Annotated in this window: 12 protein-coding genes; 8 read left to right on the top strand and 4 right to left on the bottom strand. The window is 60.6% G+C overall.

Going from position 1 to position 11,756, the window contains the following annotated elements:
• Positions 1-92: 92 nt before the first annotated feature.
• From phaC to RAS12_RS14725, 8 genes are all read left to right on the top strand, one after another.
• Positions 93-1,730: a class I poly(R)-hydroxyalkanoic acid synthase gene (gene phaC / locus RAS12_RS14760; RefSeq protein ID WP_306951171.1), complete on the top strand. Its 1,638-nt coding sequence runs from the start codon at positions 93-95 to the stop codon at positions 1,728-1,730.
• A gap of 77 nt (positions 1,731-1,807) precedes the next feature.
• Complete coding sequence (gene phbB / locus RAS12_RS14755) at positions 1,808-2,545, top strand: acetoacetyl-CoA reductase (RefSeq protein ID WP_306951168.1); 738 nt, start codon at positions 1,808-1,810, stop codon at positions 2,543-2,545.
• A gap of 117 nt (positions 2,546-2,662) precedes the next feature.
• On the top strand, positions 2,663-3,253 hold the full coding sequence (gene phaR / locus RAS12_RS14750; RefSeq protein WP_306951166.1) for a polyhydroxyalkanoate synthesis repressor PhaR: 591 nt from the start codon (positions 2,663-2,665) through the stop codon (positions 3,251-3,253).
• A gap of 223 nt (positions 3,254-3,476) precedes the next feature.
• Complete coding sequence (locus RAS12_RS14745) at positions 3,477-4,013, top strand: iron transporter (protein WP_306951164.1); 537 nt, start codon at positions 3,477-3,479, stop codon at positions 4,011-4,013.
• Positions 4,014-4,015: 2 nt separating this feature from the next.
• Positions 4,016-4,369 (top strand): cupredoxin domain-containing protein, encoded by a 354-nt coding sequence (locus RAS12_RS14740; protein ID WP_371321282.1) that lies wholly within the window; start codon positions 4,016-4,018, stop codon positions 4,367-4,369.
• Positions 4,370-4,383: 14 nt separating this feature from the next.
• A complete protein-coding gene (locus RAS12_RS14735; RefSeq protein ID WP_306951162.1) occupies positions 4,384-5,235 on the top strand; it encodes an FTR1 family iron permease in 852 nt (283 codons plus the stop codon).
• Positions 5,236-5,275: 40 nt separating this feature from the next.
• Entirely contained in the window at positions 5,276-6,673 is a 1,398-nt protein-coding gene (locus RAS12_RS14730; protein ID WP_306951159.1) for a 4Fe-4S binding protein, read from the top strand.
• 88 nt (positions 6,674-6,761) lie between these two features.
• The gene (locus RAS12_RS14725) at positions 6,762-7,634 is read left to right on the top strand and encodes a PhzF family phenazine biosynthesis protein (protein WP_306951157.1); all 873 of its coding nucleotides are present in this window, start codon (positions 6,762-6,764) and stop codon (positions 7,632-7,634) included.
• Positions 7,635-7,725: 91 nt separating this feature from the next.
• On the opposite strand, the gene RAS12_RS14720 is transcribed toward RAS12_RS14725, so the two are convergent.
• The 4 genes from RAS12_RS14720 to cphA form a co-directional block, all read right to left on the bottom strand.
• Positions 7,726-8,064 carry a BON domain-containing protein gene (locus RAS12_RS14720; protein WP_306951156.1) on the bottom strand — a complete coding sequence of 113 codons (339 nt, stop codon included), beginning with the start codon at positions 8,062-8,064 and terminating at the stop codon, positions 7,726-7,728.
• A gap of 88 nt (positions 8,065-8,152) precedes the next feature.
• Positions 8,153-8,317 (bottom strand): DUF1328 domain-containing protein, encoded by a 165-nt coding sequence (locus RAS12_RS14715; protein ID WP_006222909.1) that lies wholly within the window; start codon positions 8,315-8,317, stop codon positions 8,153-8,155.
• Between the two features lie 45 nt (positions 8,318-8,362).
• A complete protein-coding gene (locus RAS12_RS14710; RefSeq protein WP_306951152.1) occupies positions 8,363-8,563 on the bottom strand; it encodes a CsbD family protein in 201 nt (66 codons plus the stop codon).
• Between the two features lie 568 nt (positions 8,564-9,131).
• Entirely contained in the window at positions 9,132-11,702 is a 2,571-nt protein-coding gene (gene cphA, locus RAS12_RS14705; protein ID WP_306951150.1) for a cyanophycin synthetase, read from the bottom strand.
• Positions 11,703-11,756 lie beyond the last annotated feature (54 nt).

Below are 11,756 nucleotides of genomic sequence, written 5' to 3'. Positions count from 1 at the left end.
GATCCCCCAGACCCCTCCTTGTATACCCGCATTGACAGGCATTAACCCGGAATGCAACATCAATCGAGCAGTCTCGATAACAAGGTGTCGAAGTGAATGCCAATCTCTCCGCCGCAGGGCCCATTCCGGTGAGCGTGGCACCGGAAGTCCTGGCCGATATTCAGGCCGAATTCTCTCGCGAATGGCAGCGCCTTTGCGACGACGCTCGGCGTGGCGCGCTTGCGCCCCTGACCGACCGCCGTTTTGCAAGCGATGCCTGGTCGGGCAATAGCTCGCATCTTTTACTGGCCCATACGTATTTGCTGTCGGCTCGCGCCATGTCGCGCATGGTCGATGCCGCCCAGGTCAGCGACCCCATGCGCGAGCGCTTGCGCTTTTCGATCATGCAATGGGTCGATGCGCTATCGCCGTCGAACTTCCTGGCATTGAATCCCGACGCGCAGCAATCCATCGTGGAAAGCGCCGGACGTGCCTTGAACGAGGGTCTGGCCAATTTGCTGGGCGACGTCAAAAAAGGCCGCATTACCCAAACCGACGAATCGCAATTCGAGATCGGCCGCAACGTGGCGGTCTCGCCCGGCGAAGTCGTGTTCGAAAACATGCTGTTCCAGCTGATTCAGTACGCGCCATCGACTGCTACCGTGCACGAGCGTCCGCTGGTGATTGTGCCGCCGAACATCAACAAGTTCTACATCCTGGACTTGCAGCCCGAGAATTCCTTCGTCCGCCATGCGGTCGAGCAGGGCTATACGGTGTTTTTGATTTCGTGGCGCAATCCGGTCGCCAGCGATACCGATGGCGTAGACCGCGCCACATGGTCCGACTATCTTGATGATGCCGTGCTGCAGGCGTTGCGCGTGGCAAGCGACATCACGAAGCAACCGCAAGTCAATGCGCTGGGTTTCTGCGTGGGCGGCACGATGCTGGCGTCCGCGCTGGCGCTGGCAGAGGCGCGCGGCGAACATCCCGTCGCATCGCTGACGCTGTTGACCTCGTTGCTGGACTTCCACGACACCGGCGTCCTGAACGTTTTCGTTGATGAGGCGCATGCGCTGCTGCGGGATCATCAATTAGGAAAAGGCGGGCTGATGCCGGGCCGAGATCTTGCCACCACGTTCTCGTTTCTGCGGCCGAACGAACTGGTCTGGAACTACGTCGTCGGCAACTATCTGAAGGGTCAGAAGCCCCCTCCATTTGATTTGCTGTTCTGGAATGGCGACAGCACTAATCTGCCTGGGCCGTTCTTCTCTTGGTACTTCCGCAATACCTACCTTGAGAACAATCTGAAAGTGCCGGGGCGCGCACAAGCGGCCGGCATGCCGCTGGATCTGACGCGGCTGACGATGCCTGCTTATATTTTTGGCTCCCGCGAAGATCACATTGTGCCCTGGGTTTCGGCCTACGCGTCCACGCAGGTGCTGCGCGGACCGCAGCGTTTCGTCCTCGGTGCGTCGGGCCATATCGCGGGTGTGGTGAATCCGCCCGCCAAAAAGCGCCGCAGCTATTGGGTGGCTGACAAACTGGGTCAAAAGGGTCACGACATGCCCGGCGATCCCAACGCTTGGTTCGCCCAGGCGGCCGAACAGCCCGGCAGCTGGTGGCCGGACTGGACGGATTGGCTGTCCGGTCATGCAGGTAAGCAAGTCAAGGCACGTACAAAATTAGGCAATGCCAAGCACCAGCCGATCGAGCCGGCGCCTGGCAGATACGTAAAGGTCCGGGCTGCCTGAAACCGCAATACGCGGTTGGCCCAGACCAATAAGAAAGTTAATCAACGAGGCGTCCGTCGCACACAGGAGGAAGTCCAATGAGCGGAAAACTGGCTTACGTCACAGGCGGGATGGGTGGTATCGGCACCTCTATTTGCCAACGCTTGGCCAAGGATGGCTTTCGCGTGGTGGCAGGTTGCGGCCCCAGCCGTAATTTCCAGCAATGGCTGGATGAGCAGGCAGCGCAGGGCTATTCGTTCTACGCATCCGTGGGCAACGTGTCCGATTGGGACTCCACGGTCGAAGCCTTCGAACGGGTCACGAGAGATCTGGGGCCGGTCGATGTGCTGGTGAATAACGCGGGTATTACCCGCGACGGTTTGTTCCGCAAAATGACCGCGGATGATTGGCGCGCCGTGATCGACACGAACTTGAACAGCCTCTTCAACGTGACCAAGCAGGTCATTGAAGGCATGGTCGAACGTCAGTGGGGCCGCATCGTCAACATCAGCTCGGTGAATGGACAGAAAGGCCAATTCGGCCAGACCAACTATTCCACAGCAAAGGCCGGTATCCACGGCTTTACGATGGCGCTGGCGCAAGAAGTGGCCAGCAAAGGCGTTACGGTCAATACGATTTCGCCGGGCTATATCGGTACCGACATGGTTCGCGCCATCCGGCCGGAAGTGCTGGAAAAGATTGTTGCCACCATCCCGGTGCGGCGTCTGGGCACTCCCGAGGAAATCGCATCCATGACGTCGTGGCTGGCTTCGGATGAGTCCGGTTTTTCGACGGGCGCCGACTTCTCGCTGAACGGCGGCCTGCACATGGGCTGATGCATCAAGGGCCGCTTTCGGCGGCCTGTTGGCGCCGGGGGCCTCGGGGAGAGGGCCGCCCGGTATTACACTCAACCTTATTCGAAGTCTAAGAGATCGCCCGATCCGGGGACACACATGACGCAAGCACAAACCGGCGCCAGCCTGCGCCTGATTAAAAAATACCCCAACCGTCGGCTATACGACACCCGGACCAGCACCTACATCACTCTGGCAGATGTCAAGCAACTGGTCCTGGCCAATGAAGAATTCCAGGTGGTCGACGCCAAGAGCGGCGAAGAGCTGACCCGCGCGATACTCTTGCAGATCATTCTGGAAGAAGAAAGCGGCGGTATGCCCATGTTCTCGTCGAACATGCTGTCGCAGATCATCCGTTTCTACGGGCATGCCATGCAAGGCATCATGGGTTCTTATCTTGAAAAGAACATTCAGGCCTTCATGGAAATCCAGACGCGCATGGCCGAGCAGTCCAAGGGACTGTATGGCAGCCAGTTTGGCCCCGAAGCCTGGACGCAATTCATGAATGTGCAGACTCCCATGCTGCAGAACATGATGAACAACTACATCGATCAGAGCAAAAATCTGTTCGTGCAGATGCAAGATCAAATGCAGGACCAGACACGCGCGATGTTCTCGACGTTTCCGTTTACGCCTGGCAGCACGCCGGGCGGCACCCCGGGCACGGGCCCGGGCACCGGACGCAAATAGCGGGCAGGGCAAGATCCGGGGCTGAAAGCGCCCTGGGCCACGCAGAAAGCCGGTACGGCAACCGCCTCACCGGCTTTTTTGTGGCTTGACCAAACGCAATAATCTGGCCCTTATCTGGCCCCTGAGTTCAGGGATATGTCAGTTTTTTTCGTTACATTAATGCAAACGGTTCTTGTTTATAGTTTCAGAACCGCCATTCATTTGTGTCTCAAGGATTATGCACATGATCAAGAAAGCCTTGGCGCTGGCCATCGTCGCTCTGAGCGTGTCTGCCGCGCACGCGGCCGAATACCCCATCGGCAAGCCGGTCGAGAAGGGCGGCATGGAAATTGGTGCGGTGTACCTGCAGCCGATCGAAATGGACCCGCCGGGCATGATGCGTGCCGCCAAGGATTCCGACGTGCACCTTGAGGCCGATATCCACGCCACCGCTGGCAACAAAACGGGCTTTCCCGAAGGCGAGTGGGTGCCTTATCTGGTCGTGAACTTTGAAATCCAGAAGGTTGGCAGCCAGAACGTGCAGAAGGGCACCTTCATGCCCATGGTCGCCAACGACGGTCCGCACTATGGCGACAACGTCAAACTGGAAGGCCCGGGCAAGTACAAGCTGAAGTACACGATCCTGCCGCCTTCCGAGAACAAGATGGCTCACTTTGGCCGCCACGTCGACAAGGAAACCGGCGTGGGTCCGTGGTTCGAGCCGTTTGAACTGGAATACGAGTTCGTCTATGCCGGTACCGGCAAGAAGGGCGGTTACTGATCGTGCGCCGTCTGCATCGCGTTATTGCCGCGGTACTGATCGGCTTGGCCGGACTGGTTGGCATGGCGCCTGCGCAGGCGGACGAGCTGCCGACGTTCACTTTGACGTTCAAGCCGGACGGCACGTTCGAGCCCGCCCGGCTGGAAGTGCCCGCCGGCCGTTTCAAGATTGAACTCATCAACGAGAGCAATGAGCCGGTGGAATTCGAGAGCATTCCGCTGCGCAAGGAAAAAGTATTGGGACCGGGGGTGAAATCCTTTGTGGTGATCACCATTTCCCGTCCTGGCGAGTATCCCTTTTTTGATGACTTTCACCAGAACGTGAAAGGCACTTTGGTCGTCAAGCCCAAGGAATAACGCGGTAGCAATACATGGAACAGGTCCTCTTTATCGTCTGGCGTGAAAGCGTCGAAGCCTTGCTGGTGGTGGGTATCTTGTACACCTGGCTGCGTTCTACGCCGGAAGGCGCGCGCGGCCTGAAATACCTGTGGGGCGGCGTTGCTGCTGGCTTGGCGCTTGCCGTGGCCCTGGCGCTAGTTTTGCTGGGTGTGTCGTCCTGGTTGAGTGACGAAGGGCAGGAATGGTTCCAGGCCATCATGTCGCTGGCAGCGTGCGCGCTGGTGGTGCAGATGGTCGTATGGATGAAGAAGCACGGCCGCACGCTGAAAGGCGAGCTTGAAAGCGGCGCGCGTTCGTCGGTTGCCAGCGACAACTGGTGGGGCCTGTTCGTGCTGGTGGCCATTGCCGTGGCTCGCGAAGGCAGTGAAACCGTGGTGTTCCTGTATGGCACCGTGTCTGCCGGCGAAGGCGGCGGCGACATGGCGAAGCTGGCACTGGCTGGTCTGGCGGGTTTTGCCGTGGCATTGCTGACGTTCTGGTTGTTGCAACTGGGCGGCAAGCTGATCACCTGGCGCCGTTTCTTCCGCGTGACCGAAATCCTGTTGCTGCTGTTGGCGGGCTCCCTGCTGGTTGGCGGCCTGGATCATCTGATTTCGCTGGATGTGTTGCCGACGATCATCGATCCCGTGTGGGATAGCTCGTGGCTCTTGAGCGACAGCACCGGAGTTGGCAAGATTCTGGCTGACTTTGCCGGGTACCGGGCCTTGCCCGCGCTGATCTCGGTATTGTTGTGGGTGGCTTATTGGATCGTGGTGTGGGCGCTGTTGCGCTGGGTGGGCAATAAAGCCGCCCGGGCGCCGCTTGCTGCCCGCAGCGCATCCTGATTCCGACAAGATGCCGGAATGAACATATGAAGGTTTGACCATGGCTGCTGTACTCGGGAGGGTGACTTCCCGGATCGCCGATTTTCTCCGTGACCATGCCCCTCTGTTGCGCAAGCTGCAGTGGGGCATTGTCGCGATATACGCGTTCCTTTTGATCGTGCCCGCTGTCCTGCCATTGCCGGACAATTCAGCATCGGTATTCAACAATCTGACGATCGTGGCGCAGTTCGCCTTCTGGGGCGTGTGGTGGCCGTTCGTGTTGATTTCCATGCCGATTCTGGGGCGCGCCTGGTGTGGATGGCTTTGTCCCGAAGGCATGTTGAGCGAATGGGCGAGCGAACGGGGGCAGGGCCGCGCGATTCCAAAATGGATGCGTTGGGGCGGCTGGCCCTTTGTCGCCTTTGCGTTGACGACGGTCTACGGCCAACTGGTCAGCGTGTACCAGTATCCGCTGGCCGTGCTGGCCGTGCTGGGCGGTTCTACCGTGGCTGCCATGATTGTGGGCTGGCGCTATGGCCGCAGCAAGCGTGTGTGGTGCAAGTACCTGTGCCCGGTCAATGGCGTGTTCAATTTGCTGGCCAAGCTGGCGCCCTGGCACTTCAAGGTCGACGAAGAAAAATGGCGTCACCCCGTCATTCGCATCGAGACCATCAACTGTGCGCCGCTGGTGCCCCTGCGCCATATGAAAGGCGCCGGCGACTGCCACGTCTGTGGCCGGTGCAGCGGCTACCGCGGCGCCATTGCACTGACGCCGCGTTCGCCCGAAGAAGAAATCGTGCATGTTGCGGACGGCGACGCCTGGCAGACCGCTTTGCTGTGCTTTGGTTTGATGGGCATTGCGATTGGCGCCTTCCTCTGGAGCGCCAGTCCCTGGTATGTGACCGCCAAGCAATGGGCAGCGACCTGGCTGGTGGAACACGACATCATGTGGCCGTTGATGGACAACGCGCCCTGGTTCATCCTGACCCACTATCCCGATGTGAACGACAGTTTTTCGTGGCTGGATGGCGCGGGCATTCTGATGTTCGTCGTGGGCGCCACGGTTGTGGTGGGCGGCGCCAGCTTCCTGTCGCTGTGGATTGCAGACCGTCTGGCTCCCGCAGCGCCCGCGCAGGATGCGCCGGCCACGCGCTGGATACGTCCTGGCGTGCACAAACTGGCGCAGGCGCTGATTCCGTCGGCCGGCATTGGCGTGTTCCTGGGCTTGTCCGCCACCACAGTCAACCTGCTCAAGCATGAAGGCGTACAAGCCGCCTGGGCAGGTCCCGTGCGCTTCACGCTGTTGACCCTGGCCGTGTTGTGGAGCCTGCGTTTGTTTGCGCGCTTGCTCAAGCAGCGCCCGGTGAGCGGTCTGCGCAAGGCCGCCGCATGGCTGGTGCTGACGGCGGGGCTTGCGCCGTTCTGTCTGGCCTGGGTGTTTTTCTTTGCGATCTGGTAAGGATTGTCTGATGGTCTGAGGCCTTGTGCTGCGATAAAGTGGAAAACTCCGCCGGGTTGGCCGGCGCCTTTTCAATTAACGCAACTCCATGACCTCTTACGCGTTTCGCCTGCTCAACGTCTTCGCGTCCTCAACCTTCAGCGGCAATCAGCTCTGCGTGTTTGAAGACGCGCGCGGCCTGGATGACGCCACCATGCTGAATTTGGCGGCGCAATTCAATCTGTCCGAAACCACCTTCATATTGCCGTCCGATAAGGCCGATGCGCGCGTGCGCATCTTTACGCCCGGCTACGAAATGAACTTCGCGGGCCATCCCACCATCGGCACGTCTCAAGTGGTGCGCGATCTGCTGCAAACGGGCGATGCGCTGACTCTGGAATTCAAGGCAGGCGTGGTTCCGGTCGAGGCTCGAGGCGACGCCTGGACGTTTACCGCGCCGTGCCCGGAGGGCGTGCGCACCGCGCCGCCCACATTGGATCGTGCCGAGATCGCAGGACTGGTCGGATTGGATGCCGGCGATCTGCTGGGCGACCCGATCTGGGTGGATACGGGCGCAGATCAATTGCTGGTGCCGCTGGCCAGCGTCGACGCGGTACGCCGTGCCGAGCCCGACTCGTCCAAACTGAACCGCTGGCAAGAAAGCAGCCTGGGCCGCAAGACGCTGTATGTCTTCGCCTTTGATGAAGGCAATGTGCAAGACGCCAGGCAGGTAGTGGTCGCCCGCTATTTCTTCGCTAAATCGGGCGGCGGCGTTGAAGAAGATGCTGGCACGGGTTCGGCTTGCGCCAACCTGGGCGGTTGGTTGCGCCATCAGAATTATTCTTTGCCGGCCAGCATTCTGGTGGAGCAGGGGGACCAGATGGGCCGGCCTTGCCGCTTGCTGCTGGATGTGCGGGCCGATGGCCGCATTCAGGTGGGCGGCCGCGCCTGGGAAATCGGCAGGGGTTCAGTCAGCATTTAAGACGGCGCGTTCGCAGACGAAAAAAAGCGGCGCCTGTGTCAGACACAGGCGCCGCTTTGCTCTCTAGGCATCAGTAGGAAACGTTGCTTCCTTACTTCTTGTTCTTGGCCGGATCAACCTTGATGTTGTTCATGACCTGCTTGACCCCTTCCACACCGCGGGCAACCGTGGCGGCGTGATCCGCTTGGGCAGCCGTGCCCACCGAACCCGTCAGGGTAGCAACACCGTTGTTCGTTTCAACGGCAATGTCCAGGGCGCTCAGTTGCTTGTCGGCCACGATGGCGGCCTTGACCTTTGTGGTCACGGTCGCGTCAGAGGCATATTCACCCACGGACTGCTTGGGCTTGCCATCGTCGGCGGCGAAAGCCATGGAAGTGAAAACAGCGCCCGTACCCAGTGCGGCGGCGGCGATCAGCTTACGAATTTCCATAGTGGTGCTCCTTATTCTATTGTCCGGTGCGCAGGTAACGCACCAGATGTTCAAAACGCTTGTGGGCTTCGCGATTTATCAACGTGTTCTATTTTTTCCGGAGGGCGCCGCTCAAGATGGACAAGAGCGCCAGCACCAGGAATACAAAGAACAGGACCTTGGCGATACCCGCGGCGCCGGCGGCAATGCCACCGAAGCCGAGAACCGCCGCGATGATCGCGATGACGAAGAAAACTACGGCGTAATGCAACATGTCAGCTTCTCCTAGTAGTTCGACGGATCAAGGCGGTGGAGGGATTCAGGGATTCTTATCGAAGAAGTCCCGGACTTCGCGCTGCGCTTGGTCTTTGGTCTTGCCGTAACGCTCCTGGATCAATCCAGCGAGGCGTTCCGCATTGCCTTCCGTACGGGTCAACTCGTCGTCGGTGAGTTCACCCCAGGCCGCTTTGGCCTTGCCGGTCAGTTGCTTCCACTTGCCGGCGATGATGTCGTTATTCATGGTGACCTCTCTCTGTCTGCTTGCGCTGCCTGGCTTATGGCCGATAAGCCTTGCATCGCGGTGTTGAGTTGGACACTGATCAGCTAGCCCCTACCGTACGAGTCGGCCCCGAGGGCTGTCAAACCCGGCTGTGGGAAAATGTAACGGCCAAAAGTGAAATATCTGCGCTGATTTGCGACGAGAAAAGCCCGCCTGCGTATCCAGGTGGGGAGTTACATTCCCGCAATGTTTTGTCCCCTTTTGAGCGGGGCTAGTAACGGGAATTACCCGTTTTAGAGGCGAATCGGGAGCGTAGCTTGCTGGCCGACGGGCACGCGCGCCGGTATAGTCGTGACCGGACCGCCGCGGTTCGTTAATTGGAAAGGGAGATTCGGACGCATGACGCAACGACTTTGCAGCGCTATTTTGTTGACGCTGGCCGCCATGGCGGCGGTGGGATGCACGCACGTGACAGACAGATATCAGGCCCTGGCGCCTGTCGTGACGCCCACCAGTTGAGCGGCAGCGCACACAGCGGACAATAAAAAACGGGGCGCCTGAGCGCCCCTTTTGCATGACGGCAAGCGGATCAGGCTTCCGAGATGCGGCGGGCGATGTGGTCCAGGGCCTCTTCCACCTGATCCACCAGGATCAGGCACAGGTCGCCGGCCTTCAAACGCGCCAGCGCGGTGTCGATAGCCACGAATTCGCCATGGATTTCTTCAATGTGCTTCGTGCGCGGGGCGCCAACCAGGCCTTCCTGCAATAGCGCCAGCACCTCGCCATCCGCACGGCCGCGTTGGCATTGGTCCTGGTAGAGCAACACGTCGTCGAAAGCCGCGCCCAGGATTTCGGTCTGCATGCGGATGTCTTCATCGCGCCGGTCGCCCGCACCGCTGATGACGACCGAGCGGCGCTTGGCGGGCATGGCATCGACCGCGCGCACCAAGGCCAGAATCGCGTCCGGATTGTGGCCGTAGTCCGCGATCACCGTGGCGCCGCGGTAATCGAACACATTGAAGCGTCCGGGCGCCGTTTGCGCGTCGTTGACGAAGGTGCCCAAACCCTGGCGGATGACATCCCAGCTCAGATTCAGCGCCCAAGCGGCTGCAATCGAGGCCATGGCGTTTTCCACCTGGAACGAGATCGTGCCGTTGCGCGTGAGCGGAATGTCCGTGAGTGCAAAGCGGATTTCGTCGGGACCTTGCGCCGCGACGATGGCGTCGCCATCGCGATACACCGAGCGCAGACCTTGCGCGCGATGCGTTGCGAGCACCGGGTGGTTGCGGTCTTCGGCGAAGTACGTGATCGACCCCGGGCAACTGGCGGCCATCTCGGCCACGATGGGGTCAGCGGCGTTCAGGACGGCCGTGCCCGTCGGGTGCACGTGCTGAACAATGACGCGCTTGACCACGGCCAGGTCTTCCACGGTGCTGATGTATCCCAGCCCCAGGTGGTCGCCCATGCCGATGTTGGTGACGATGGCGACGTTGCAACGGTCAAAGGCCAGCCCTTCGCGCAGAATGCCGCCGCGCGCCGTCTCGAACACGGCTGCGTCCACATCGGGGTGCATCAGCACGCTGCGGGCGCTGCGCGGGCCGCTGCAATCGCCGGTATCGATACGCAGGTTGTCTACGTAAACGCCATCGGAATTCGTCATGCCCACGCGGTTGCCGGCCGTACCCAAAATATGGGCGGTCAGGCGCACGGTGGTGGTTTTGCCGTTGGTGCCGGCAACGGCCACGACCGGAATGCGGCCGTCGTCGCCGTCCGCATACATATTCGAAATAATGGCTTCACCCACGGCTCGGCCTTTGCCGAACGAGGGGTTCAGGTGCATGCGCAGTCCGGGTGCAGCGTTTACCTCGACCACGCCGCCATGCTGATCTTCCAGCGGGTAGTGCACGCTTTCCGCCACCACGTCCACGCCGCAGATGTCCAAGCCGATCATGCGGGCCGCGGACACCGCGCGCGCCGCCATTTCAGGGTGGACTTCGTCGGTAACGTCGGTAGCCGAGCCGCCGGTGCTCAGGTTCGCGTTGTTGCGCAGAAAAATCAGGGTGCCGGAAGGCGGTACGGAATCCGCGTCAAAACCCTGTTTTTTCAGCGTGGCCAGCGCAATGTCATCAAAACGGATCTTGGTAAGCGACGTGGCATGGCCATCGCCGCGCAATGGGTCCGAGTTGACCTGGTCTACCAATTGGCGGATGGTTTGCTGCCCATCGCCCGTCACTTGGGGCGGATCGCGGCGCGAGGCCGCGACCAGTGCGCCGCCCACCACCAGCAGGCGGAAGTCGTGGCCGGGAATGTAGCGTTCAACGATGACTTCCGAACTGATCTCTTCAGCCACTTCAAAAGCTTGGATCACGCGTTCACGCGTTTCGATATTCACCGCAACACCGCGTCCCTGGCTGCCATCGCGAGGCTTGACCACCACGGGGCCGCCCAGCTCTTGGGCAGCTTCCCAGGCGGCTTCGGCCGAGGTTACGGAGCGGCCCATCGGCACCGGCACGCCAGCCGCGTCCAACAGCATCTTGGTCAGGTCTTTGTCCTGCGCAATCGATTCCGAAATAGCGCTGGTGCGGTCGGTTTCCGCGGCCTGGATACGGCGTTGTTTGCTGCCCCAGCCGAACTGCACCATGCTGCCTTGCGTCAGGCGGCGGTACGGAATGTTGCGGACGACGGCGGCGTTAACGATGGAACCGGTGCTGGGTCCCAGGCGGACGTCTTCGTCCAGGTCACGCAGGCGCTTGAGCGCGTCGGTGATGTCGAATGGCGTGTCATCCAGCGCGGAGCGCACCAGCGCTTGAGCCAGTTCCATCGCCAGCAGGCCGACTTCTTCTTCGCTGTACTCAACCACTACCTGGAAGACGCCAGGTTCGATGGTGGTTGAGGTGCGGCCGAAGGTGACGGGGCAACCGGCGTGAGCCTGCATCGTCAGCGCAACGATTTGCAGGACATGCGCAATCGACACCGAATCCTGGTGGCCTTCCGGGCGCAGCAGACCGGTTTGCGGCAGCCGCGCGCGCAGGCGGGCTTCGAACTCGGGCAGGTTGTCGATGGAGCATTCGCTGTCGGCGCACGAAACAATGGCCTCGATCGCGGTGTTCTTGCTCCACAGATTGGGGCCGCGCAGGGCTCGGATACGGGAAACTTCCATGGCAGGTATTCCTGTCTAACTCACGCGCGCCCCGCAGCAAGCGGGGCGCGCACA

Source organism: Achromobacter seleniivolatilans (assembly GCF_030864005.1).
Taxonomy (GTDB): domain Bacteria; phylum Pseudomonadota; class Gammaproteobacteria; order Burkholderiales; family Burkholderiaceae_B; genus Achromobacter; species Achromobacter seleniivolatilans.
This window is presented reverse-complemented; position numbering and strand designations above follow the sequence as displayed.

Bases quoted from the DNA above. Each gene is read 5' to 3' on its own strand.
- phbB (WP_306951168.1), top strand. From the start codon at position 1,808: ATGAGCGGAAAACTGGCTTACGTCACAGGCGGGATGGGTGGTATCGGC.
- phaR (WP_306951166.1), top strand. From the start codon at position 2,663: ATGACGCAAGCACAAACCGGCGCCAGCCTGCGCCTGATTAAAAAATAC.
- RAS12_RS14745 (WP_306951164.1), top strand. From the start codon at position 3,477: ATGATCAAGAAAGCCTTGGCGCTGGCCATCGTCGCTCTGAGCGTGTCT.
- RAS12_RS14735 (WP_306951162.1), top strand. From the start codon at position 4,384: ATGGAACAGGTCCTCTTTATCGTCTGGCGTGAAAGCGTCGAAGCCTTG.
- RAS12_RS14730 (WP_306951159.1), top strand. From the start codon at position 5,276: ATGGCTGCTGTACTCGGGAGGGTGACTTCCCGGATCGCCGATTTTCTC.
- RAS12_RS14725 (WP_306951157.1), top strand. From the start codon at position 6,762: ATGACCTCTTACGCGTTTCGCCTGCTCAACGTCTTCGCGTCCTCAACC.
- RAS12_RS14720 (WP_306951156.1), bottom strand. From the start codon at position 8,064: ATGGAAATTCGTAAGCTGATCGCCGCCGCCGCACTGGGTACGGGCGCT.
- RAS12_RS14715 (WP_006222909.1), bottom strand. From the start codon at position 8,317: ATGTTGCATTACGCCGTAGTTTTCTTCGTCATCGCGATCATCGCGGCG.
- RAS12_RS14710 (WP_306951152.1), bottom strand. From the start codon at position 8,563: ATGAATAACGACATCATCGCCGGCAAGTGGAAGCAACTGACCGGCAAG.
- cphA (WP_306951150.1), bottom strand. From the start codon at position 11,702: ATGGAAGTTTCCCGTATCCGAGCCCTGCGCGGCCCCAATCTGTGGAGC.